At 67.9% G+C, this 24680-nt stretch carries 19 protein-coding genes; 10 read left to right on the plus strand and 9 right to left on the minus strand.

All coding sequences use genetic code 11. The features are described from left to right. The first annotated feature begins 41 nt into the window (after window positions 1–41). A complete protein-coding gene (locus tag ETR14_RS08410) occupies window positions 42–1010 on the plus strand; it encodes an alpha/beta fold hydrolase (RefSeq protein ID WP_165356379.1) in 969 nt (322 codons plus the stop codon). A 64-nt stretch (window positions 1011–1074) separates the two neighbouring features. On the opposite strand, the gene ETR14_RS08415 is transcribed toward ETR14_RS08410, so the two are convergent. Next, window positions 1075–1962 carry an alpha/beta fold hydrolase gene (locus ETR14_RS08415; RefSeq protein WP_129384200.1) on the minus strand — a complete coding sequence of 296 codons (888 nt, stop codon included), beginning with the start codon at window positions 1960–1962 and terminating at the stop codon, window positions 1075–1077. Between the two features lie 129 nt (window positions 1963–2091). Beyond that, window positions 2092–2973: a hypothetical protein gene (locus tag ETR14_RS08420; protein ID WP_129384201.1), complete on the minus strand. Its 882-nt coding sequence runs from the start codon at window positions 2971–2973 to the stop codon at window positions 2092–2094. Between the two features lie 118 nt (window positions 2974–3091). Here ETR14_RS08420 and ETR14_RS08425 point away from each other — a divergent pair, with 118 nt between their 5' ends. The 4 genes from ETR14_RS08425 to ETR14_RS08440 all read left to right on the plus strand — a co-directional run bounded on the left by ETR14_RS08425 (window position 3092) and on the right by ETR14_RS08440 (window position 9485). Then, entirely contained in the window at window positions 3092–4423 is a 1332-nt protein-coding gene (locus ETR14_RS08425; RefSeq protein WP_129384202.1) for an SLC13 family permease, read from the plus strand. 140 nt (window positions 4424–4563) lie between these two features. Next, complete coding sequence (locus ETR14_RS08430) at window positions 4564–4902, plus strand: P-II family nitrogen regulator (protein ID WP_106513982.1); 339 nt, start codon at window positions 4564–4566, stop codon at window positions 4900–4902. A 153-nt stretch (window positions 4903–5055) separates the two neighbouring features. After that, window positions 5056–6468, plus strand: a complete 1413-nt coding sequence (gene glnA, locus ETR14_RS08435; protein WP_129384203.1) for a type I glutamate--ammonia ligase — start codon at window positions 5056–5058, stop codon at window positions 6466–6468. Window positions 6469–6665: 197 nt separating this feature from the next. Next, the gene (locus ETR14_RS08440; RefSeq protein WP_129384204.1) at window positions 6666–9485 is read left to right on the plus strand and encodes a pitrilysin family protein; all 2820 of its coding nucleotides are present in this window, start codon (window positions 6666–6668) and stop codon (window positions 9483–9485) included. A gap of 96 nt (window positions 9486–9581) precedes the next feature. Here ETR14_RS08440 and ETR14_RS08445 read toward each other — a convergent pair whose 3' ends face one another. The 4 genes from ETR14_RS08445 to ETR14_RS08460 form a co-directional block, all read right to left on the minus strand. Further along, on the minus strand, window positions 9582–10022 hold the full coding sequence (locus ETR14_RS08445; protein WP_129384205.1) for a PilZ domain-containing protein: 441 nt from the start codon (window positions 10020–10022) through the stop codon (window positions 9582–9584). A 65-nt stretch (window positions 10023–10087) separates the two neighbouring features. Beyond that, window positions 10088–14308, minus strand: coding sequence for a translocation/assembly module TamB domain-containing protein (locus ETR14_RS08450; RefSeq protein ID WP_129384206.1), 4221 nt, complete (start codon window positions 14306–14308; stop codon window positions 10088–10090). After that, window positions 14308–16320: an autotransporter assembly complex family protein gene (locus tag ETR14_RS08455; RefSeq protein ID WP_129384207.1), complete on the minus strand. Its 2013-nt coding sequence runs from the start codon at window positions 16318–16320 to the stop codon at window positions 14308–14310. Before ETR14_RS08455 ends, ETR14_RS08450 begins: the two co-directional genes overlap by 1 nt. 45 nt (window positions 16321–16365) lie before the next feature. Beyond that, entirely contained in the window at window positions 16366–16572 is a 207-nt protein-coding gene (locus ETR14_RS08460) for a hypothetical protein (RefSeq protein ID WP_129384208.1), read from the minus strand. A gap of 138 nt (window positions 16573–16710) precedes the next feature. On the opposite strand from ETR14_RS08460, the gene ETR14_RS28290 reads away from it, so the two are divergent. After that, window positions 16711–16881, plus strand: a complete 171-nt coding sequence (locus ETR14_RS28290) for a hypothetical protein (protein ID WP_165356380.1) — start codon at window positions 16711–16713, stop codon at window positions 16879–16881. Window positions 16882–16904: 23 nt separating this feature from the next. Here ETR14_RS28290 and ETR14_RS08465 read toward each other — a convergent pair whose 3' ends face one another. Next, a complete protein-coding gene (locus tag ETR14_RS08465) occupies window positions 16905–17726 on the minus strand; it encodes a hypothetical protein (protein WP_129384209.1) in 822 nt (273 codons plus the stop codon). Next, window positions 17723–18925: a TIGR04063 family PEP-CTERM/XrtA system glycosyltransferase gene (locus tag ETR14_RS08470; RefSeq protein ID WP_129384210.1), complete on the minus strand. Its 1203-nt coding sequence runs from the start codon at window positions 18923–18925 to the stop codon at window positions 17723–17725. Before ETR14_RS08470 ends, ETR14_RS08465 begins: the two co-directional genes overlap by 4 nt. Window positions 18926–19011: 86 nt before the next feature. Between ETR14_RS08470 and ETR14_RS08475 the strand changes: the two genes are divergently transcribed. Further along, entirely contained in the window at window positions 19012–19956 is a 945-nt protein-coding gene (locus tag ETR14_RS08475) for a right-handed parallel beta-helix repeat-containing protein (RefSeq protein WP_129384211.1), read from the plus strand. Window positions 19957–20140: 184 nt separating this feature from the next. On the opposite strand, the gene ETR14_RS08480 is transcribed toward ETR14_RS08475, so the two are convergent. After that, a complete protein-coding gene (locus tag ETR14_RS08480) occupies window positions 20141–21889 on the minus strand; it encodes a hypothetical protein (RefSeq protein WP_129384212.1) in 1749 nt (582 codons plus the stop codon). Between the two features lie 130 nt (window positions 21890–22019). Between ETR14_RS08480 and ETR14_RS28295 the strand changes: the two genes are divergently transcribed. From ETR14_RS28295 to ETR14_RS08490, 3 genes are read left to right on the plus strand one after another with little or no spacing between them, the layout of a single operon-like run. Beyond that, the gene (locus tag ETR14_RS28295; protein WP_165356381.1) at window positions 22020–22187 is read left to right on the plus strand and encodes a hypothetical protein; all 168 of its coding nucleotides are present in this window, start codon (window positions 22020–22022) and stop codon (window positions 22185–22187) included. Further along, on the plus strand, window positions 22171–23550 hold the full coding sequence (locus ETR14_RS08485; protein WP_371416765.1) for a DUF5935 domain-containing protein: 1380 nt from the start codon (window positions 22171–22173) through the stop codon (window positions 23548–23550). The genes ETR14_RS28295 and ETR14_RS08485 overlap by 17 nt, the downstream gene beginning before the upstream one ends. Further along, window positions 23547–24644: an acyltransferase gene (locus ETR14_RS08490; RefSeq protein ID WP_129384214.1), complete on the plus strand. Its 1098-nt coding sequence runs from the start codon at window positions 23547–23549 to the stop codon at window positions 24642–24644. Before ETR14_RS08485 ends, ETR14_RS08490 begins: the two co-directional genes overlap by 4 nt. The last annotated feature ends 36 nt before the right edge of the window (window positions 24645–24680 follow it).

A 24680-nucleotide genomic window follows, 5' to 3' on the forward strand; every position in this document is an offset into this window, starting at 1 on the left:
CGCGGTTGGTTCCGGGACAAAAGGGAGGATGCACCATGCCGATGTGCAGGCGATCCGCGATCGGGGGCGGGCTCGCGCTGGCGCTGCTGCCGAGGCTTGCGGAGGCTGCTGAAGCGGGGGTGCCCGCCGCCGATCGCGAGCTCAGGGTCAAGGTGAAAGGCGGCAGCCTGTATGTGCGGGTGAACGGCAGCCTCAGCGGCCGTCCACCAATCCTCTTCGTCCATGGCGGGCCGGGCGCTGCCCTGTGGCAATTCTTTCCCGCCTTGCCGATGGCGCGCGAGCGGGGGATCATTCTTTACGACCAGCTCGATTCCGGCCGTTCCGATGCCCCCGGAGATCCTGCCAACTGGACCGTCGATCGTTTCGTCGACGAGATCGACGCGATCCGCGGCGCGCTCGGCGTGGAGCGTCTGCACCTGCTCGGGCACAGCTGGGGCGGGATCGTCGCCAATCGCTATGCCGCGCGACGGCCGTCCGGGCTCAAGAGCCTGATCCTGCAGGGTGCTCCCCTGTTTGCACGCCGGGCCGAAGCGAGCGTGCAGGGCCTGGCCGCGCAGCTCCCTGACGGGGCGGGGGATGCCGTTACGGCCCGCAAGCGCGGCGATCCCGTCGACGACGCCGCCTATCAGAAGGCGAGCGCCGCCTTCATGCGCCGTCACGTCTATCGCACCGACATGAGCAACGTCGCCATGCCCTACATGGCGCCGACTCCGGAGGATCGTGGAAATGCCGTCGCCAAGGCGCTTGTCGGCGACGACCTTCTTGCCGGCTTCGGCGGCGTGTTGCGCGGTTTCGACGACGAGCCGCTCCTAGGGCGCGTCGCCGTTCCCACCTTGCTGCTGCGGGGCGAGTTCGACCTCTTGTCGCGGGAGGCGACCCGCGCCGTGCTGCCGCGTCTCCGTCACGGCCGTTATGCCGAAATCGAGGGCGCCGGTCATATGGCCCAATTCGACCGACCCGATGCATGGCGGGCGCAGATCGCCGCCTTCGTTTCGCACCACGATCGATGACTTTCTGACGTCTGGCGGACGTGGGTTCCGCGTCATGTCCGTCCGAAGGAGGCTAGATTCGCCTTCACGACGAGGGCGGGTCGGCGCGCGCGAGCGCGAGCGCCTCGAGTATCGCAGCAACGACGAAGCCGGGATCCTCGTGTGGAAGCCCGTGCCCCGCCGTTTCGGCGATGCTCTGCTTCGCCCGCGACGAGAGCGTCAGAAACTGCTTCTGCATGCGCTGGGTCTCCGCTTCGAGCGTCACCGCCAGCGGCTCGGACAGACCGGGTACCATCCGGTAGCGCGGACTGTGGGTGGCGACGATCACCGGCTTGGCGCCGAGCGTGGTCAGGCGCCGCGCTTGCGTAGCGCTCGTTGCGAAATCGAGCCGTTCCTCGTTTCTGGTCGGATCTTCGATCATGGCGGCGAGGAAGGCGCGCGTCTCGGCGATCGCCTTTTCCTCGCCTGACGCCGGCGGCGGCAATTTCGACAGCCATGTCGTCATCTGATCCGGATGGGTCGAGGAGACCAGGACGAGACCCGCGACATCCTCGGGATAGAGCGCGGCGAAGACCTGGGCGTGCAGTCCGCCGATCGAATGGCCGACGAGCAGATAGGGACCTCTCACCTGTGCCTTGGCGAGCGCGGCATGAAGATCGGCGGCGGCATCGGCGCTGGTGCGGGGCCCGCCGGGCGCGGGATCGCTGCCGCCGAGGCCGGCGCGGTCGTACAGGCAGATCCGCGCCGTCGGCGCGATCTTCTCGGCGATGCCCTGCCAGCCCGGATCCTCGGCCGGCGCGGTGCCCATGCCGGCATCGACGATCACGGTCGGACCGCCGGAACCGCGGCACGACAGGCGCAGGGCGCGTCCGCCGATATCGATGCGGTCGCCAGCGTCCGCGGTCTGCGCAGCCGGGGCCGCCGAGGCAGCGAGCGCCGCCATCACCAAGGTTTCGATCCAAGGTACGGACATCCGCTCCTCCCGCTCATGCGCATGCGGCGCGCAGCCTCGACGCCGATGAAGCCGCCGGCGCAGACGCAGACTGCCTTGCCATCACGAACGATCGTGGCCGCAACGATCGCCCGGGTTCGCACCGGTCGCTCAATGACCCTCGGCATCACGGCCGGCCAGGTTCCACGCGGCCAGAATGTCTTCGGTGATCGGATTTTCGATGGCCACTTCGTCCAGAACCACGTTGATCAGACAGAGCGGCCGACGCTCCGGCCCGTCGAGCTGACGGCAAGAGACCGGCGGCAGGCCGTGCGCGCTGCTGATTCGGCCGCTGATCCGGAGCCGAAAGCCTTGCGACGTGTCGAGACCGGCTTGAGCGACGCGCAGCGTGGTTTCATACGCCTCGCCGTTGCGCCGCCCTCCGCGTCCGCTGTCGGCCGAAAAAATCTGTCCAAGCGCCAGGCTCTGGTCCGCCGGCATCACGGCTTCGGCCTCTGTACCATCTGGCGGGTCGTTCCCGCGGGGGCAGGCCTCGCTCGCAGTCCACGGGCGCGCGATCCAGAAGCCTTCGATCGTCTCTACGCCGCTTGAGTCGCCGGCGAACCACGCCTGTCCGGGCCAGGTGACCGGCTCGACATGGATGCGAAGTGCCTGATCGTCCGGATCATAGTGCCAGCGCATCGGTGCCTTGCCGTCCGCCGGAGCCGGGCCATCACAGCCGAAGGGCAAGCGCATCGCGAAGCGGCGGCCATCGCTTTCGGTGACGTCCGGCGGCGGATCCTTCCCGGCCGCCGCCGCGTCGGCGGCTGCGCCGGCAAGGGCGATCAGCGCCGCACGGTCGAGAATTCCGCGCACCGCAGGCGGGTCCGGCGCGGGGGCCGGCAGGGTCGGCGCCGCGCTCGGCGCAACCGCCTGCTGCGTCGGCGCGACGGTGGCGCGCCCCATCAGGAAACCCGCGCCTCCCACGACGATCGCGGCGATCAGTGCCCCGGCGAGGGCCAGGCGGCTGCTTCTCGGGCTTGGTTCCTCCATCCGCAAACGATAGGCAAATTCCGGCGCCGGCTCCAGACCCGGTCAGGCGTCGGCGCGCGGAAGAAGGTTTGGATGGCAGAGCGTATATGACGTTGCGGGCAACCGGCCTGAGCAGATCGTGAGCATCGATCAGATCGTGACCTTGCTGGTCCTGGCGCTGGTCGTCGGTGCCTTGATCTGGGACCGGTTGCGACCGGATGTGGTGGCGCTTGCCGGGTCGGCTGTTCTGCTGATGACCGGCGTGGTACGACCTGTCGAGGTACAGGGCGCCTTCGCGAGCCCCGCCATCATCGCGCTCGCCTCCTTGTTCGTGATCGCCTACGCGCTCGAGCTTTCCGGCCTGCTCGATCGGGCGATCCAGGCCGGGATCGCGATGTGCCGCCGGATCGGCGCAGCGGGACTCTGGCTGCTGATGGCCGCGATCGGTCTGGTCTCCTGCTTTCTCAACAGCACGCCGATCGTCGTGCTCGGTGCCCCCGTGGTGCGCGACATCGCGGTCGCCCTGAAGCTGTCGCCGAAACGCTATCTGATGCCGCTCTCCTACATCGCCGTACTGACCGGCTGCTGCACCTTGATCGGCACGTCGACTAACCTCTTGGTCGACGACATGGCCCGCATCGCGGGGCAGCCCCGGTTCGGTATTTTCGAAATCACTCCGGTCGGGCTGCCGATGGCGCTGGCCGGCGGGCTGTACCTGTTCCTGTTCAGCGGCAAGCTCATGCAACGAAGCCTCGACGAGAGCGAGCTGCCGGACACCGGCGACGATCGGCTCGCGGCCAAGAGGGCGATCGACGATGTCCATGTCGGCGGCGTTCAGGTCGGCCATGCCGAACTGTTCGCCGAGCCCCGTCCGTTCCGGCCGGTCAAGGCGATGATCGCCTCCGCGATCTTCGTTGGTGCCATCCTGCTGGCCGCGCTCAACATCGCACCGATCGCCGCATCGGCGTTCGCGGGTGCCGTTCTGCTGATCCTGCTGCGCGTGATCACCGCCGACGAAGCTTATGGCGGATTGAAGCCCGACATCCTCATCCTGATCGCCGGCATGGTGGTGATCGGAATTGCGATGGAGGAGAGCGGCCTTGCCGACGCGATCACCCGGGCGCTTCTCGGATCGGTGCGCGGGATCAGTCCCCTCGCCGCGCTGATCATTCTCTACGGCGCGACGATGATCCTCACCGAGCTGCTCTCGAACGCGACCGTCGCCGTGCTGGTGACGCCGATCGCCGTGGCCCTCGCGGAAAGCCTCGGCGTCAGCCCGCGTCCGTTCCTGGTCGCGGTGATGATGGCGGGCAGCGCCGCCTTCGCGACGCCTTTCGGCTACCAGACCAACGTGATCGTCTATCAGATGGGAGGCTATCGCTATCTGGACTTCGTCCGGGTCGGGTTGCCGCTCAATCTCCTGACCTTCGCCGTTGCGATCGGGGCGATCAGCATCTTCTTCCCCTTCTAAAGTCTCGGCCGCATCATACCGAAAGGCACGGCAACAGGCGTGCCATGCTGCCCTGCAGCGTGAAATCTTCACCTTTCGCCTCGCCGGGGTGGACGCCTGCGGGTAATCAGGGGAGAGACTCCGCCAGCCGAGGGATTCGCGTGAAGAAGATCGAAGCCATCATCAAGCCGTTCAAGCTCGATGAAGTGAAGGAGGCGCTCCATGACGTGGGCGTTTCGGGAATCACCGTCACCGAGGCCAAGGGCTTTGGGCGGCAGAAGGGGCATACGGAGCTGTATCGCGGCGCCGAATATGTCGTCGACTTCCTGCCCAAGGTGAAGCTGGAAGTGGTGGTGGACGACGGCCTGGCCGAGCGGGTGGTGGAAGCGATCGCTTCGGCCGCGCGCACCGGCCGGATCGGCGACGGCAAGATCTTCGTCACCAATGTCGAGGAAGTGCTTCGTATCCGCACCGGCGAGCGCGGATCGGACGCGATCTGAATTCTGTGCCGGGCAGCCGCCCGGCGCGGGGGTTGGGGCCGCTTGACCAGGAGTGATCCGGCTTGGAGCCGGCGTTGCAAGGGGTGGAGCGCGGACATCATCGAACGCGCACCGGCCCTGCCGGGCGCCAAGTGAGCAAAGGACTGACGTAAGATGGCCAGCGACGCGGGCAAGATTCTGAGCCGGATCAAGGACGAAGAGATCGAGTGGGTCGATCTTCGCTTCACCGATCCCAAGGGCAAGTGGCAGCATCTGTCGATGGTCGCCTCGGCGATCGACGAGGATCAGCTGACCGATGGCTTCATGTTCGACGGTTCGTCCATCGAGGGCTGGAAGGCGATCAACGAAAGCGACATGATCCTCAAACCGGATCTGGACGCGGTCTATGTCGATCCGTTCTCGGCAACGCCGATGATGATCCTGTTCTGCGACATCGTCGATCCGGGCACCGGCGAACTTTATGCCCGCGACCCGCGCTCGACCGCCAAGCGGGCCGAAGCCTATCTCAAGACCACCGGCATCGGTGACACCGTGTTCGTCGGCCCGGAAGCCGAATTCTTCATGTTCGACGACGTGCGGTTCGAGGACAGCTACAACGCTTCCTATTACCGCATCGACGACATCGAGCTGCCGACCAACAGCGGCCGCGAATATGATGTCGGCAACCTCGGCCACCGTCCGCGCGCCAAGGGCGGCTACTTCCCGGTCGCGCCGGTCGACAGCGCCGTCGACATCCGCGGCGAGATGGTCTCGACCATGCTCGAAATGGGCCTGCCCTGCGACAAGCACCACCATGAGGTGGCGGCTGCGCAGCACGAACTCGGCCTCACCTATGGCAAGCTGGTCGAGACCGCCGACCGCATGCAGATCTACAAATATGTCGTGCACATGGTCGCCAATGCCTATGGCAAGACCGCGACCTTCATGCCCAAGCCGATCAAGGCGGACAATGGTTCGGGCATGCACACCCACATGTCGATCTGGAACGGCGGCAAGCCGCTGTTCGCCGGCAACGGCTATGCCGGCCTGTCCGAGACCGCCTTGTTCTTCATCGGCGGCGTGATCAAGCACGCCAAGGCGCTCAACGCCTTCACCAATCCGACCACGAACAGCTACAAGCGCCTGGTTCCGGGCTTCGAAGCGCCGGTGCTGCTCGCCTATTCGAGCCGCAATCGTTCCGCCTCCTGCCGCATCCCCTACGGCACCGGCGAGAAGGCCAAGCGCGTCGAATTCCGCTTCCCGGACGCGCTCGCCAATCCGTATCTTGCCTATGCAGCGATCCTGATGGCCGGCCTCGACGGCATCCAGAACCGCATCCATCCGGGCGACCCGATGGACAAGAACCTCTACGACCTGCCGCCGCAGGAACTCGTCCAGGTTCCGACCGTCTGCGGCTCGCTGCGCGAGGCGCTGAATTCGCTCGAAGCGGACCACGACTTCCTGACCAAGGGCGACGTGTTCACCGAGGACCAGATCGACGCCTATATCGAGATCAAGTGGCAGGACCAGCTGCGCTGGGAAACCACGCCGAGCCCGGTCGAATACGACATGTATTATTCGAGCTGAGCTTCGGCTTCCTCGAAGCGAGCAAGGGGCCTCCGTCCGGGACACCGGGCGGAGGCCTTCTTCGTTGCCGCGCAGCAGGCGGCAGGAGGCCTCTTGAAGCCGCGTTTACCGGTCGCGAAACCCTTGTGAACTCAGCAGGTTGAACTATGTTCGTCGACGGGGATCGGCGACGGCGCCGTGGTGGGGAGAATTCTGGAATGCGTCACGTTCATCCTCTCTGCGCCGGGGTCGCGCTCGCCCTGGCGGCACCCGTCCTCGCCGCTGCACCGACAACGTTCGACGCCCGTGGCGCGATCGTCTCCGATCTGAAGGCGGATCCCGCGGTACGCTTCGGAATGCTGCCCAACGGCATGCGCTATCAGATCCTGCGCAATGCGACGCCGCCGCACAATGCCTCGCTGCGCCTGCGGATCGACGTCGGCTCGATGTACGAGCGCGAGGACCAGCGTGGCCTTGCGCATTTCATCGAGCATATGGTGCTGAACGGGACGAAGAACGTGCCCGAGGGCGAGATGATCAGGCGGCTCGAGCGCGCCGGCCTGAAATTCGGCCCGGACACCAATGCCTCGACCGATTTCGATCAGACGGTCTACATGCTCGACCTTCCCGAAACCGACGCCGAGACGGTCGACACCGCTCTGTTCCTGCTCCGCGAGGTCGCCGGAGAGGCGACGTTCGCGCCTTCGGCGATCGAAAGCGAGCGCGGCATCGTGCTGTCCGAAGAGCGGACCCGCGCCACCCCGCAATTGCGCAATGCCGAGGACGAACTCTCCTACCTGCTGAAGGGCGACATCCTTCCCGCCCGCCTCCCGATCGGCAAGACCGAGGTGCTGAAGAGCGCACCCCAGGCCGCGTTCCGCGAATTCTACGACGCTTACTATCGGCCGGAGCGCGCGACATTGATCGCGGTCGGCGACTTCGACATTGACGCGATCGAAAAGAAGATTCGGGCGCAGTTCGGCAGTTGGACGGCGCGCGGCAGGGCCGGGCCGGAGCTCGCCCCCTCCCGCATCGCCACGCGGGCCGCGGAGAGCCACGCCTTCATCGATCCCGGCGTGCCCAGCCGCGTCTCGCTGAGCTGGGTGGCGCCGCCGGACCTGCGGCCGGACAGCCGCGCCGTCCGCAGCGAGGATCTGCTCCCGGCGCTCGCCATCCGGATCCTCAATCGCCGCTTCCAGCGGATCGGCGCCGAGGCCGAGGCCCCGTTCGTGTTCGCGGGCGGCGGCAGCAGCGAGCAGGCGGAGCGCGCCGAGATCAGCCAGGTGACCGGCATTGCCAAGCCGGGCAAGTGGAAGGAGACGCTTGCCGCGCTGGAGCAGGAGCAGAGACGCGCCGCCCGGTTCGGCTTCACCCAGGCCGAACTGGATCGGGAGATTGCGGAGATCCGCACCGCTCTGGTCAACGCCGCTGCCGGTGCCGGCACCCGTCCCTCGAACGCGCTTGCGCAGGCGATGCTCTCGGCGGTGGACGAAAAGACCGTGTTCCAGTCGCCGGCGGACGTGCTCGCCGATTTCGATCGCGCGGTGAAGGGTCTGACCGCCGCGCAGGTCAGCGCCGCTTATGCCGGGAAATTCGCCGGCAGCCCCCTCGTCTACCTGACGGCGCCGACGCCGCTCGACGGCGGAGAGCCGGCCCTGCTCGCGGCCTACCAGGCATCGGCGGGAACCCCGATCAGCGCGGGCGCGGCGCGGCAGGCCTCGGCCTGGCCCTACCAGTCGTTCGGAAAGCCCGGCGGCATTGCCGAGCGCAAGCAGATCGAGAGTCTCGGAGTCACGACCGTTCACTTCGCGAACGGCGTGCGGCTCACCGTCAAGCCGACGGACTTCCGCAAGGACGAGATCCTGGTCTCGGTCCGCCTCGGCAACGGCAATCTCGACGTCACCCCCGCGGCAAGCGTGCCGGCGTTCATGCTCGCCTCGGGCGCCTACGGCCTCGGCGGGCTCGGCAAGATCAGCCAGGAGGACATGCAGGAGGCGCTGACCAGCAAGGTGTTCGGTGCCGATTTCGGCATCGGCGACGATGCCTTCATGCTCGGCGGTCGCACCCGGCCGTCGGATCTCGCCACCCAGTTGCAGGTGCTGGCGGCCTACGCGACCGATCCGGCGCTGCGCCCTGCCGCCTGGGACCGTCTTCGGGCGATCGGGGATCCGATCCACGATCAGCTGCAGAGCACGCCGGCGGGGGTGTTCAACCGCGATTCCGGGCTGCTCCTCCACGGCGGCGACAAACGCTGGGCGTTCCCGACCCGGCAGGACATCGCCGGCGCGGATTTGGCCGCGGCAAAGGCGCTGACCGCGGGACCGCTCGCAACCGGACCGATCGAGATCGTCATGGTCGGCGACGTTTCGGCCGACGATGCGGTGCGTCAGGTTGCAGCGACCTTCGGCGCGCTGCCGCCGCGCAAGCCCGATCCGGTCACCCCGGAAGCCGGGCATATCGCCTTTCCGGCCCCCGGCCTGGTGCGCACCACCCACAAGGGCCGCGCCGACCAGGGGCTCGCCTTCATTGCCTGGCCGACCAGCGACTTCTATTCCGATCAGAAGCGGACGCGGACCCTCAACCTGCTTGGCCAGGTGTTGCAGCTGCGTCTCACCGACGAGATCCGCGAGAAGCAGGGCACCACCTACAGCCCGAATGCCGGGCACAGCGCGTCCGAGACCTTCAAAAGCTATGGCTATCTCGCCGCACAGATCGAGGCGCCGCCGGAAAAGCTCGACGGCTTCCTCGCCGATGCCGCCAGGATCGCGGCCTCGCTCCGCACCACTCCTGTCGACACCGACGAGCTCCAGCGCGCACGCAAGCCGCTGATCGAGAACATCGTCCGGCAGAAGGCGAGCAATCAATGGTGGCTGTCGGAGCTTGCCAACGTCCAGACGAACCCTGGCGTCGCCACCAGCATCGAAGACGGCATCTCTCAATATCAGGCGATCACCGCGGCGGATTTGCAGACGGCGGCGCAGACCTATCTGGTCGATGCCAAGGCCTGGAAGATGGAGATCGTGCCCGAGACGAAATGAGGCGGCCAGGCGTCTCGCGGTAGCTCAGAGCCTTGATTTAGAGCCTGATTTACACCTTAGGTCGGAGCATGAGGCTGCGACCTAAGATGATCAGGCTCATGCGGCGTTGCCCTGGGCACGCGTGGTATCGGCGAGAAGCTTCTGCCGGGGCGGCGCTTCGGCGGTGCGACGGCCCGAGCGCCTTGCCCTGGAGCGCTCGACGAGCAACTCGGCCAGCGCCTCGCGCCGTTCGCTGAGCGTCCATCGGCAGCAGCCGAGATCGATCGGGACGTAGAAGCGGGCGCCGAACTGGTGGGCCTTGCACCATTCCACCTGCGCCTCGACCGGGCCGACGCCGGGAACATCGAGCGAGACGCTGCCTCCGGGCTGCAGCCGCGCCTCGCATCGGGCGCGGAAGCCGAGCTCGGAGAGATCGAGCATCGTCACCTCGACGTTGCTCCAGTCGTTCGGCCGCAGCCGTGCCGGTGCGTCGAGAGACAGGCGCTCCGCTTTCCGCGCGCGGTCTCCGTCGAGCTCCGATCCCATGATCCACCTCATGCGTTCGCTCGGAGAGTTTACGCCGCAGCCGTTAATGAATTGCTGCGCCGCCTTGAAAAGGCTCGCTAATAATCTTTCGAAACGCGGACGTTCACGCTTTCGCGGCCGATCGTCGAGATGCTGGAGAGCAGCGAGAGCCACCGCGTGATCTGATATTCGACCATCGTCGCCGAATAGCCCCGAGCGTCGGTGACCACTTCGACATAGACGCGGCGACCAAGATATTTGCCGGCCGCGATCGCGGTGCCCTGGCCGGTGGTGAGATCGGCCGGGACGATGCGCAAGCGGTCGAGGCCGGTGGCGCTGCGCACGGCGTTGATCGGATCCAGCCCGCCGCCGCTGTTGTTGAGCGACGCGACCGCGGCGGCGAGCTGCAGCGCCTCCGGTGCCGACAAATTGGTGATCGAGGTGCCGAACAGCAGGCGGCTCAGCAATTCGTCCTGCGGCAGAGCCGGCGTGCTGGTGAAGGCGATCTCCGGCTGCAGTCCGCGGCCGGTGACCCGGATGACCGCGTTCAGCCCCTGGATGCCGCCCTCGGCGGTGATATCCAGCACCGGGTTGATCGGAGTCTCGCCAAGGAAGCGGATCTGGCCGCGTTCGAGATCGAAGCGGCGGCCGGCGAAATCGTAGGTGCCGCGCACGAGATCGGCACGGCCGCTGATCCGTGGCTCGGTGACCGTTCCCGCGACCTTGAGGTCGGCGCTCCATTCGCTGTTGATGCCGAGGCCGGTGACGGTCAGCCGGCCCGGCGCATCGACGTCGAGGTCCAGCGTCCATGGCGTCAGGCGCCGCGGCACCGCACGCTCGTCTGCGGGCCGCTTGACCTCACGGACCGGCAACCGCGTGATCTGGGTGGCGGCGGCCGCGCTGCCGAGCCGGAAGCTGCCGCCGACCAGCCGGATCTTGCCGGAGATGCTGCCATCCTCCCCGTCCGAGCGGATCGCGATCGGCCCGGTGACCTGGGCACGGATGTCGTCGCGATCGAGCAATTGCGCCGCCTGCGCTTGAAGCGCGATGTCCATGCCGAACCCTTTCGGGCCGGCAAGATCGAGGGTAGCGCGGCCGGTGACGGTGCCGCCGCGCTTGGTCGCACCGCTGAAGCTGTCGAGGACGAGCCGCGACCCGCCGAACCGACCCGTGGCGCGGACATTGTCGATCACCATGCCGGTGACCGCGCTTTCCAGCCGCGCACCCTCCGCGCGGAGCGATCCGCGTATCTGGGGATTGGCGAGCGTGCCGCGAGCATCGGCGCCGACCGCGACCGGACCGCTGACGTCGAGCAGTTCGACTCCGGTGAGCCGCCACAGCGTGTCGGCGGGCCCGTTGTAGCGGATCTGCGCGAACATCGGTGCCGCGGCCAGCCGCTCGCCGATATTGCCGGTGCCGCCGACCGGCGACAGCCGCGCCTGCGCCCGCCCGACGGTTCGGCCTTCGCTGACCGCGACCGCCCGTATCCCTGCATTGCCGTTCTGCAATCGGGCGACGACGCCGATGTCGACCGGCCGCGACGACAGCACCAGCCCCGACCGGGTGAGCCCGCGGACGCGCAGATTGGCATCGCCGCTCGGTTGGCCGCCGTCCGCCGGGAAGCGGTAAGCAAGCGTGCCCGAGGCGGAGCCGCCGAGACCGAGCTCGGGCCAGCCGATGTCGAGCACCGACAGCGGCATCGCGTCCACGCGGGCATTGAGCTCCGTGCCCGCGCTGCCCCACAGGCCGGAGACGGTGGCATTGCCGCCGGCGAAGCGCAGAGCGGCCTCGCGCAGCCGCCAGCCGTCGCCTTCGCGGGTCAGCGAAGCCGGGCGAACAAGCTCGATCGCGCGCCGATCGATCGCACCGCGGCCGCTCAGGCGGATCTGGTTCGGCGCGAAATCGACGATCGTCTCGAAGCTGAAATTGCGTCCACGCGTCCCGGATATCTGCGCCTTCACCTGGCCGGTGCCGCCGCGCATGCTGCCTGTGGCGGTGAGATTGGCGATCGACAGCGGCCCGCGGCTGAGGCCGCGCGCGACCAGGCTGCCCTCGAGCGAGACGCCGGCCGGATCGAGGATCGCGACACCGCGCAGCCGGCCGCTGCGGATGGCGATCGGCGGCGGCCCGGCGAAGCGGGCATTGGCGGCGGTAAGATCGGCGGCGATCCGCTGACGGTCGTTCCACGGACTGAAATCCAGCCGGCCGCTGAGCCCGCCCCCGGAGATGTCGAGCCGCCCGGTGAGGCCGCCCGGATCGGAGCGCAGGCTGCCCGCGGCATGGGTGTTCGACGCGTCGAGCGCGGCAATCTGAACGATCGCGGGCGCACCCTTGGGCAGCAGGATCGCGCCGGTCGAGGTGAACGGGCCGAGATGCGAGCCGCCCTGCGCGCGATAGGCATAGCCTAGAGCCGTTGGATCGAGGCCGATCTGAACGTTCGACAGGCCGAGCGCCTCGTTGGGGCGGGCGAGCCGCAACGCGATGCGCGGTCGCTCGATCCGGCCGTCCAGAGTCATCGTAAACGACGCGTAGGTCGCCTGCTGTCCGCCGCCCTCGAAGAAGAAGGTGCCGTCGGTGCGGCGGAGCGCGGTTCCGGCGATGCGGATTGAGGGTGCGGTCAGGCGCAGATTGCGGAAATGCAGCACCTTGTCGGTGCCGCGGACGAGATCCGCCTCGAGGCTCGGCAGCCCGCCGGCGAGCCCAGCGAGAAAGCGGTTGTCGAAGCGGCGGACCCAGGCGCGGCCCTTGCCGGTGACGATCGAGCCCTTGCCGCCCGGGCCCGGCACCACGCGCAATTCGCTGGTCACGTCGACGATGCCGAGATCGGGGATGTAGTAACGGGTGACGCCGCCTGACAGGACGACATCGTAGCGGCCGGTGGCGAGATCGACGAGCAGGCTGACCTTGCCCTTGAGCTTGTCGGACGTGAGGCTGAGCCCCTCCCCGATCAATGCCTTCGGCGTGAGCTTGAGCAGACCTTCCACGCGCAGGTTGGCGAGGATCGCGCCGGCGATCGGTCCTTCGCCGGTCACCCGCCGCGCGGCGAACAGGGCCGGGATGCTGACCGGCATCTTCGACCATTTCCCGCGCCCTTCGAGCCGAGCATCATCGAAGCCGGTATTCTTGAACGCGATGTGGGGTGAGGTAATCCGATAGGCGAAGCCGAACGTCTTGAACGGACCGTCGAGAAGCAGGGTCAGGCGCACCTTCTGACCGCTCATGGTGTCGATCAGGGCCGGCGGACGCAGAAGATCGGCGCCGATCCGCACCTGACGAAATCGGCTGCCGGCGAGATCGATCGTGCCGGCACCCTCCAGCTTCAGCGCCGCCGAACGCGCGGAGAGGCGGCCGGCAAGCCGGCGATCGGCGAAGGTGGCGTTGCCGGCGATCGTCACACGCGGGGCCGTCATCCGCGCCTTGGCGCCGGTCCAAAACTGGCCGGGAGTTGCCCAGCCGTTGAGGCCGTAGCGACCCGCCTCGGCGGTCAGCACGAGCTCGGCCGTGCGGCGGCCGGAGAGATCGAACTGGGCCTTGCCGCGCCAGGCGCTCCAGCGTCCCTCGCCCGCGATCACCAGCGCCATTGGCCGCTGTGTGCCGACGATCGCGCCGATCACGCTGTTGGCCGGTGCCGCCAGACGGACGTCCAGATCGAAACGATCGCGATCCGGCTCGGCATCGAGGGTCAGCGCGAGCCGGTCGCCGCCACCCTTGACCTCCGCATCGAGGCGGACGAGCGCCCGCCCGGCACGAATGTCCGCCTCTCCCGCGACCCTCGCGATCCGCGCCTGCCCGGTGACGGCCTTGCCGATATTGAGGGTTGCGATCCGCAGCCGCCCGACATGGATATCGAAGCCGGGCAGGATCGGCTTCGGCTCAGGCGAAGGCCTGAGCTTTGGCAAGCGGTGGAGGGTGGCGAGGTCGCTTTCGAGATCGTGCACGATTAGCCGGTTGGTGATCCACCCTAGGGGTTGCCAGTCGACCTCGATCAGAGCGGATTCGGCGAACAGCCCCTGCGGATCGTAGAGCCGGACGTCGCGCAACCTCGTATCGCCCCAGATCGAACCCTCGATGCGGCCGATGTGAATGCGAAGGCCCGAATTGGGCGCCATCGCGGCGATGCGATCGGCAAGGAAGCGATGGCCGGCGCCGGTATCGAGCAGGATGGCGGCGCTGCCGGCGAGCAGGACGACGAGCAGCAGCAAGGCGACGGCGGCCTTGGCCAGCCGCGAGAGCCACCGCCTTTTCCTCCTGACGCGCACCACCTCCGGCTCGGCGCCGGCACGCGATGCGTCGTCGACCGGCGCCGCGTCGTCGCTCATCAAAAAGCCTGGCCGAGCGAGACGTAGACGGCGACACGCGCGTCGCCCGAGCGCCGGTTGAGCGGCGTGCCGACGTCGACCCGGATCGGTCCGAAGCGGGTATGGTAGCGAACGCCGAGGCCGGTGCCGAAGCGCAGGTCATCGATCCCCGGCAAGGGCGAAGTGTAGATGTTGCCGGCGTCGAGGAACGGCACGATTCCCCAATTGCCGAACCGCACCCGCGCTTCGATCGAGAATTCGGCGAGGCTGCGGCCGCCGATCGGATCGTCGAACACCGGATCGCGCGGTCCCAGGCGCTGGAAGCCGTAGCCGCGGACCGAGCCGCCGCCGCCGGCGTAGAAGCGGCGAGACGGCGCGATCCGATCGCGGCTTGCGCCGAAGATCGTGCCGAGCCGGGCGCGGCCGGCCAGAGTCACCCGATCGCTGACCGGCTGGTAGAAACTGCCGTCGAGCTGGACGCGCGAATAGCCGAACGGGCTGCCCTGGAACGAGGCCTCGGGCGAGAAGCGGCCCGACAGCCGGAAGCCTTCGGTGGGATCGAGCAGGTCGTTCGAACCGTCATAGGACAAGGTCGCCGGCAGCGCCCCGATGAAGAAGGTCCGCCGCCGCGTGGTGCCGCTGTCGACATCGACATCCTGCTCGTCCGAGGCGATCAGCTCGCCGCCCAGCGACCAGGTCCATTTCTTCTGCCAAATGATATTGGTCTGGCGCTCGATCGATCCCGCCATCGAAAAGGTGCGGGCATCAAAGGCGGCGCGATCGACGTGACTGGCTGCCACCTGGGCGGTCAGCACCTGATCGCGGCGGAGGAAGTTGCTGCGGCGGAGCGTTGCGCCGAGCAGTTGCTCGCGCGTGCCGGCGACGGCCCGGAAGGTCACCGCGCCTTCCGGCGGCAACAGGTTGCGGTGCTGCCAGCTCGCCTCGATGCGGATGCCTTCGCCGGTACCGTAGCCCGCTTCGCCGGCGATGGTGCGCATCGGCGCCGGTTCGAGCGCAACCGCAAGATCGACCGTCTTGCGGTCGGCGCTCTCCACCGGCCGGATCGTCACCGAGGAGACCAGGCCGGTGGCGACGAGCGCGCGGCGGAGGTCGTCGACCCGCGCTTGCTCATAGCCTTCGCCCGGCTTGAACCGCGCGATCGTCTGAATGTGCCCGGCATCGAACAGCGGCCGGCCCTCGACGATGATCCGACCGAACTGCCGCGCGCCGTTGGGAACGACCGGCAGGGTCAGGGTCGCAGTGCGTGCCTCGTGATCGATCGCGATGTCGAGCTCGCCGACATCGGCGAAGGCATAGCCGCGGCGGCCGAGCTCCGCCCGCAGCGCGGCCTCGCCGGCAGTGACCCGCTCCGCACTGACCGGGTCGGCCGGCCTGACCGCAAAGGCGTCGCGCAGAGCCTGCGCGTCGGACGTATCCTCCAGGCCCGGCAGCCGAACGTCGGCGAAGTGGTAGAGCGGCCCGGTCTCCGCCTCCAGCGTGACCCGCACCGGACCGCCGGCGACGAGCGGCGGCTCTGCGCGAGTCTGGACGAGCGCGTCATAGAAGCCCTGGCTGCGCAGCAATTCGGCGAGCAGATCGGCATCTTCGCGGGCGCGGCGATCGATCTGGGCGGCATTGGCGGGATCGTCGCGGTTCTGCACCAAAGTGGAAAGCGCGTCGAAGCGGGGACGAAGCGCCGCCTCCACCTCCGGTTCGAGCCCGGCGAGATCGATCGTGTAGCTTCGCTCCGATGCGGCGTCGGCGATCCCCGCTTGCGGCGCGTCGGCGATGGTGTCGTCGGGTGCCGCCTGCTCCATGTCCGGCCAGTCGACGCCGATATCGGGCATCGGATCGAGCGGTGCCGATGGATCGAGCGGCGCGTTCAGCACTTCGAACGGGTCGGCGGGAAGCGGCGGTTCGGGCGCAGCGGACGGTGCGGCAGATTGCTCGGCCGCCGCTTGCTGCGGGCACAGCAGGGCCCCTCCGGCAGCCACAGCAGCCGCCGCACCCCACCCCGCGGAAAAGCGAAACATGGCTGGAATTTAGCGGCCGATGCCGGCCGCCGCCACCCTATGATTCTACTGAATGGCTCCGCTCGCCGCGTCCTCGCACAGCGCGCCGATCATCCGCTCCGTTTCGCGCCAGCGGCAGAAGTGGACGACATTGCCGAGATCGCGGCTACGGCTCGCCCGCTTCTTGGCCTCGCGGCCCGCTTCGGCGCCATATTCGTCGATGAGGGTGGCAGCGTCGGCAAAGGCGGCGCCGAAAAAGACCTGGTAACGCAATCTTCCCCCTGGAAGCTGGGACGGCGGAGCGGAACATCGCACCGGTGAACAGGGTCTAGCATGGCAGGAGATAGCAAGTTCTGAAACGCTAGGGTTAACGGGCTGGAACTCGCCGCCGCAGCCTGCCAAGAGACGGCGATGGACAAGGGTCGCTATACGCAGGCGGGGGGATCGATCCTCGCGATCAGCATCATCGCGGGCACGGTCGCGGGCGTCATCGTACGCCAGCCGAGCATCGGATTCCTGGTCGGCACCGCCGCCGGCATCCTGCTCGCCCTGCTGTTCTGGCATTTCGACCGCAAAGGCTGAGACCCTTCACGCCTTTCGCACGATCAGGTGCGGGCGGCGAGCCTCTGCAAATCGTTCATCGCGTTGCGCAGCCGCTCGGACAGGCTGTCCTCCGTCGGCGCCCGGTGCGTAGCCGGCGGCGGCGATGGCATTGCAGGAGCGGGAATCGGAGCTTGAGGCGGCGCCGCAGTTTCGCGGCGGCGCAGACCCGATTCGAGCCGCTGCATCAACGTGGAGAGCGAATCCTCCGATGGCGGCGGCAGATCGCTGCCCAGGGTGGGGATCGGCGCCGCGGTCGGTGCGGGCGCCTCAACGGCCGGCGCGGCGCGCGGCGGTGCGGCGGCGACGCGCTCGAAGCGGGGTGGCAGCGACGGCTCGATCTCGACGAACTCGACCAGTTCCGGCTCGCGGGCACGGGCGCTGATTGCTTCGGCTTCGGCGGGCAGCGCGAGATCCGCGACCTGATCAAGCTCGAACGGTTCGCCGAGATCGCGCGCGACCAGCGGCCGCCGGGCGGGCGCGTCCGGATGGGCATCTGCACGGCGCAACCGGATCGGCGACTCTTCCGTCTCGTCCGCATCCTGCGGGTCACGGGCGGGCGGTATCCTGTCCAGCAGCCGCATCAGCAGGAAGACGCCGACGAACGCACCGCCGCCGAACAGAAAGGCCGTCGCCGCCCGCGCCTTGAGGCCCAGCGGCGGATTGGCGAACGGGAGCAGATCGGGCACGTGGAAGAGGCTGAGCAGCTGGAACAGCCGCCATTCCGGCAGCGCGAAGCCGGCAAAGCCGATCGCCACGGCCGCGAACGCCGCGATCGCGATGTCGAACGTGCCGGCGCGGAGCCGGAAGGGAGCCTGGATCATCATAACGCCTTGCCCGTCAGCCTCTGATAGGCCGGCATGTAGTTGGAAATATTTGAAGACCAATTACGATCGCGCTCGACATAGTCGCGGGCAACGTCGCGCCGCCCCTCCCAGGCGCCGCGATTGGCGAACAGGCTGTCAAGCGCGTCGGCCAGCGCCTTCGGATCGCCGGCCGGGAACAGGGTGCCGGTGACGCCGTCCTCGATCAGCTCGCGATGGCCGCCGACGTTGGAGGCGACGACCAGCTTGCGCTGGGCCATGGCCTCGAGCGGCTTCAACGGCGTGACCAGTTCCGTCAGCCGCATCTGCTTGCGCGGATAAGCGAGCACGTCGATCAGGCCGTAATAGCGCTCCACCTCATGATGCGGCACCCGCCCGACGAAGTGGATCCTGGAAGCGGCCGGCGACGCGGCGGCCTGGGCCTTCAGCGCTTGCTCCATCGGTCCGCCGCCGACCAGCAGCAAATGCGCGTTCGGTCGCCGGCCAAGCAGCAGCGGCATCGCCGCGATCAGATCGTCGAGGCCTTCATAATCGTAGAAGGAGCCGATGAAGCCGACCACATCGGCATCCTTCAGGCCAAGCCGGCGCGCGAGATTGGGATCGGCCGGGACCGGGCTGCCGAACAATGACATGTCGACACCGTTGGGCGAGACGATGATCTTCTCCGGAGCGATGCCGCGAGCGACGAGATCGCGGCGCAGCCCCTCGCAGATCACCGCGACCATGTCGGCGCGGCGGGCGGCGCGCGTTTCGAGCAGGCGGGTGGCGCGATAGCGGAGCGAATTTTCGCGTCCCGTGCCGTTGCCGACCGCGGCATCCTCCCAGAAGGCGCGGATTTCGTAGATCAGCGGCAGGCCGTGCCGGCGTGCCACCGGCAGCGCGGCGAGCGCATTCAGCACCGGCGAATGGACATGGAGCTGATCGGGCCGCCATTCGCGCACCAGCGCGTCGAGCCGCCGCGAGAGCGCGCGCACCTCGCGCCACTCACGCAGCGGCGACGGCGCCGGTCGCGGCATCGGGGTGCGATGGAAATCGATTCCCTCGATCGTCTCGAGAGGGGGCCCGCCGCTCGTGTGCCGCGCGCCGGTCAGGCAGGCGACGTCCAGGCCGCGGCCGAGCTGCGCGGTGACGATCGCCCGAGTCCGGAACGTGTAGCCGCTGTGCATCGGCAGGCTGTGGTCGAGCACGTGGAGAATCCGCATCTCCGTCTTGTGCCATTCAAGGCTTAACGGCCCGTCAACTGCATCGCTCTACCCTTCCCGCCAACCCGATCGTGGAGCCTCGTGCGATGACCATCCCCTTGCGCCTTGCCTTGTCCTTCGCCGCCGCCACCGGCCTCGCCGCACCCGCCGCTGCGCAATCCGACGCGGGGCCGTACCGGATCGAGGAGACCGGCCAGCGTTTCGGATCGCTGCAGGAAGCGGTCTCGGCGATCGGCAATGGCGACGGCACCATCTATATCGCCCCCGGCCGCTACCGCGAGTGCGCCGTGCAGGAAGGCGGCCGAGTCGCCTTCGTCGCCGAGCAGCGCGGGATCACCGTGTTCGACGGCGAGATGTGCGAGGGCAAGGCCGCTCTGGTGCTGCGCGGACGCGAGTCGCACGTCGAGGGCCTCGTCTTCCAGAATGCCCGCGTGCCCGACGGCAACGGCGCCGGCATTCGCATGGAGCAGGGCAATCTCACCGTCGCCTGGACGGTGTTCCAGAACGGCCAGTGCGGCATTCTCTCGGCCAACGATCCCGCCGCGACGATCCGGATCGATCATTCGACCTTCAGCGGCCTCGGCAAGCATCCCGACGGCACCGGTGCCCATTCGCTCTATATCGGCGAATATGGCGCGTTGATCGTTACCAATTCGCGGTTCGAGCGCGGCACCGGCGGCCATTATCTCAAATCCCGTTCGCCGAAGATCGAGGTAACCGGCACTAGCTTCGACGACAGCCGCGGCAGCGCCACGAATTACGCGATCGATCTGTCGGGCGGCGCCACCGGTCGCATCGTCGGCAACGTCTTCGTGAACGGCCGCGGCAAGGAGAATTATTCGACGATGATCGCCGTCGCCGCGGAAGGCGTGCACAGCAGCTCCGCCGGCCTGGTGGTGGAGAATAACGATGTCTCGCTGGCGCCCGGGGTGACCTACGAGACCGTGTTCGTCGGCAATTGGTCGGACGATCCGCTGACGGTGCGCGGCAATCGCCTCGGCAAGGGCATCAAGGCCGAAGAGGGGCGGTAATTGGAAGCCGGGCTTCGCCCCCTCTCGCCTTGAACTTCGCCCCTCCCTTAAAAGGGGTGGGTAGGCGGCCGAAGCCCCTCGATGGGGCCGAGGGCGCTAAACAGCCGCAAGGCGGCATCGAGCCGCCTTGCGGCTCACCCACCCCCTCCCCTCCCTTGAAAGGGAGGGGCTTAGAATTTCGGCTCTACCCGATCACTCGGCTCCCAAGGCTTTTCGCCAGATATTCGAGATTTGCGATGCGCATCAGCATGCCCTGATCCTGCACCCGCTCGATCCGGAAGAAGCGCCGCATCGCCGGATGTTCGAGATCGATCACCCGTCCGAGATAGTCGGACGCCATCAGCCCGGTGGGGCCCGCCCAGCCGCGCTGCAGGCGCCGCTGCAGCGCGTAACTGTGCTGCCGGAGGCGGGCCGGGCGCATCCGGGTGCTCCATTCGGACAGGCGGTGGCGCAGTCCCGGCGGCGTATCGAAGCCATGGCCGTAGGCGGACATGTGCCGCGCGAGCGATGGGTCGAGGGCCGCGACCAGCATCGCTTCAAAGCGTCCGGCATGTTTCAGTGCCATCGGCAGGGTCATTGCTCCGGCGACGACCTGATGATCGAGGAACGGCATCAGATAGGGGCCGTAGCGCGCCTCGAGGCTGATCTCGCGGCCGAAGAAGGAGCGGCAGCGCAGCCGCGGATAGATATGCTCGACGAGCGGGCGCGGCAGCCTGCCGCGATCGCCGGCACGGCCGAGCGCGGCCAGGATCTTGTCCTCGATGCCGCGCAGAAAGGCCTTGTCGTCGAACGCCCCGGTGAGATCGCCGCGATCGTAGCGGGCGAAGAAGGTTCGGGCGACGACGGCGGCGGAGACGGGCCGATCGGGCAGATAGAAGAAATTGCGGAAGATCTCGCCGCATCCGCCCGAGGCGGCGAGCGCGCCGCCGGGATGCCTGGCGTCCCGCGCCGCGGCATTGGCGCCGCTCTCGAAGATCTCGCCGTAGACGGGAAGGCCGTCATAGTCCTGGAAGTTGCGCGCGACCCGCTCTGCATAGGCCTCGGGCCCGGGCGGCGGCACGGCCGATTTGTCGACCCATTCGACTTTGAACCCTTCCGCCGCACCGATCGCGCGACCGATCGCGACATCCTCGCTGTCCGCGCGGCCGTAGACGTAGACATGCGGACGACTGCCGGCGGCGCGGAGGCCGGCGAGCAGCAGGCGCGAATCGAGGCCGCCCGACAGCGGGCAGCAGATGCGATCGCCGTAGGCGGCGACATGCGCGCCGATGATCGCGTCCAGCTTCGTGCGGTGAGCGGCGATGCGTTCCGCAAGCGGCAGGTCGATCGCCGTGTCCGGAAGCGGCTTCGCAAGTGTGTGGAAGACAGCGCCGTCCGCGTCCAATTCGATCAGCGCGTTCGGACCCACGAGCTTGATCTCGGCGAAGACGGTGTCATCGCCGATCGGCACGACGTTGAACGCCATCTCGTACACCGCCTGGGCGTCGAAATGCAGCCGCGGCAGCGCCTCCGCCGCAGCGAGAAAGGAAGTGGAGAAGATCCGCGCCTCGGAGTCACGGAACAGCTGGAAGGCGGCGAAGAAGTCGGTGAACAGGAAGGTGCGGCCGCCGCGGCGAACCAGAGCCACGAACTGGCCGCCAATTCGGCTCCAGTCGATCCGCGGCAGGTCCATCGTCAGCAGCGCCTCGAGCGCGCCGCGTCCGAGCTTGCCGTCGCAGACCAGAGTGCCGGCGACCGCGACGAGATCGTCACCGCGGACGAACAGGCTCTCCGGGCCGCCGATGATGTGCGGCGCGTGGAGCAGGGTCCAGCCGCCGACCACATGTTCGGACGGAGCGGCAAAACCGTGGCGCCCGAACTGCGCCCGCGCCGACGCGAGCGCCGGACCGGCGACGCCGGGATCCGATCCGCGAACGAGGAACAACCCTGCCATACGCGCAGGCCTAAAGCGGAGGTCTTAAGATCTGGCTGAAGGGCCGGATTCGCGTCCGTTGCTCGGAGCTGCCGGCTTAACGGCCCGTCAACCGCATCCGGCTACAGCCGAGCGGGAAGGACAGGCGGCGATGATCGACAATTTCGTGCTGGGGCTGACCCACGGGCTGATGCTGCTCGCCGCCTGGCGGATCCTGTCGCGGCGCGATCTCGACGACGATACGGTTGCTCCGGAGGCCGCTGCCGAGACGAGCGCATGGGCGAAGCTCCGCCGCACGCCGGATGCGCCGCGTGCGTGACATTGGCATCATCCTGTTCCTGCTCGCCTTGCTCGGGCTCGCAGCGCGGCGCCCGTTCCTGTTCACGCTCGCCTACATCTATGTCGACAGCGTCTCGCCGCATCGAATTTCTTACTATCTGCTGAATTCGATCCCGCTGTCGATGATCGTGGCCGTGCTGGCGATCGGCGGCTGGGCCCTGCTCGACGACAAGAAGGGCATGCGGATCACGGTCTTCCAGCTGCTGCTGGTCGGCATGATCCTCTATGCCGGCTGGACCACCGGCACAGCGGTCGCGCCCTTGCCGGCGCAGGACAAATGGGATTGGGTTTGGAAGAGCCTGCTCTTCGCCGCCTTCCTGCCGCTGGCGGTGCGCACCCGGCTGCGGCTGGAGGCCGCCTTGCTCTTCCTCGTCCTCTCGGCGGGCGTGGTGATCATCTCGGCAGGGATCAAGACGATGGCCGGCGGCGGCGGTTACGGCCGCCTCAACCTGCTGGTCGACAGCAACAGCGGCCTCTACGAAGGCAGCACCATCTCGGCGATCGCGATCGCGTTGATCCCGGTGATCCTCTGGTTCACCCGCCACGGCACCATCTTTCCGCCCGACCGTCGCGTGAAGCTGTTCTGCGGCGGCTTCGTCTTCGCCTGCCTGCTGATCCCGATCGGCACCGAGGCGCGCACTGGACTGGTCTGCATCGCGGTGCTGGCGGTGCTGATGCTGCGCGACGTCAAGCGCCGCTTCCTTTACATCGGCCTGGTCGCCTTCGCTGGTCTGCTGGTGGCACCCTTGCTGCCGCAGAGCTTCCAGCAAAGGATGGGTCTGATCTCGGGGCACCAGCAGGACAGCTCGGCCGCATCGCGAATCGCGGTATGGCAATGGACGCTCGATTTTGCCCGCGAGCACCCGACCGGCGGCGGCTTCGGGGCCTATCATATCAACAAGCTGGAAGTGCAGACCACGCAGGTGGTCGAGGAAGGCGGCGTGCAGCGCCTGATCGAGCAGAAACTCATCGACGAGGGCCGCGCCTGGCACAGCGCCTATTTCGAGATGCTGGGCGAGCAGGGCTATCCCGGTCTGCTGTGGCTGTTCCTGATCCACGGCATCGTCATGCTCAGGATGGAGCGCATCCGCCGCCGCTATCGCGACGCCGCCGGCGACCAGGCGTGGATCGCGCCGCTCGCCACAGCACTCCAGCATTTTCAGATCATCTATCTGGTCGGTGCCGCTTTCGTCGCGATCGCGCTGACCCCGTTCATCCTGCTGATGCTCGGGGTCGAGACCGGATTCTCGCTCATCGTCCGCCGTCGCGAGCAGGCGGGCCGCGGCCGCTGGGGGCAACCTGCGGCGGCGCCTGCCCGCCCGGCCATTCAGCAGCCGGCATGAGCGGGAAAGGCCAGGCTCTCGCGGGACGTGGCGATCTGCCCGCCCTCACCGGCATACGCGGGATCGCCGCCTGGTACGTCGTCCTCTACCATGCGCGGATCTCCGCCGGCGCTTTCCTGCCGGAGCCGGTGCAGGCGCTGCTCGGCCGCGGCTACCTCGCGGTCGATCTGTTCTTCATGCTCTCCGGCTTCGTGCTCTGGCTGAATTACGTCGATCGGCTACGGACAGGCGGGATCGCGGCCTTCCCCGGCTTCCTCGCGCGGCGTATCGCGCGGATCTGGCCGCTGCACATCGTCATGCTCGGCGCAGCGATCGCCTTCACCTCGCTGCTGCTCGCGCTCGGCAAGCCGGCGGACGAGCCCTGGGGCCAGCTGCCGCTCCACATCCTGCTGGTCCACAATTGGGGATTCACGGACCGGCTGGCCTGGAACGATCCGTCCTGGTCGATCAGCGGGGAGTTCGCCGCTTATCTCCTCTTCCCGCTGCTCACCGCCGCGATCGACTGGCGGCGGCTGCCCGCCTGGGCGCTGATCCTGCTCGTCACCGGCCTTGCCATGCTGCTCCACCTGGTCATGAAGGCTGGCGGCGGCAGCGTGCTCGACCACGATGTCCCGCACCTCGGCATCTTCCGCGCCCTCATCGAATTCGCCATCGGCACGATGCTTTGCGCGTTGTGGACGCAGTGGCGCGCGGGGTATCGGCGCGGCTTCCTCGCCGCCCTGCTGCCGCTCGGGCTGGTCGCTGCGACGCCCGGCGAGACGCTGGCGGCGCCGCTGCTGCTTGCCACCCTGCTGTTTCTGGTCGCGCTCGGCGCCGGAGCCCGCTTCGATCCGCTCGCCTCCCGTCCGATCCACTATCTCGGCCTGATCAGCTACTCGACCTACCTCGTCCACTTCCTGCTGTTCCGGCTGTTCAAGATCGTGTTCGTCGGCACCGCGCTGACGCCCGCCTTGTTCGGCCTCTACCTGCTGCTCACCCTCGCCGCGTCGATCATCCTGTTCCACGGCGTCGAACGCCCCGCCCAGCGTGCGCTTTGCAATATTTTCGATCGCCGGGCGCGACGACCTGTTTCGGTGGCGATCGCGGCCGAATAGAAATCGGCTCGCCCGCATCTCCCCAACTCCGTTCGG

This window comes from Sphingosinicella sp. BN140058 (genome assembly GCF_004135585.1).
Classification (GTDB): domain Bacteria; phylum Pseudomonadota; class Alphaproteobacteria; order Sphingomonadales; family Sphingomonadaceae; genus Allosphingosinicella.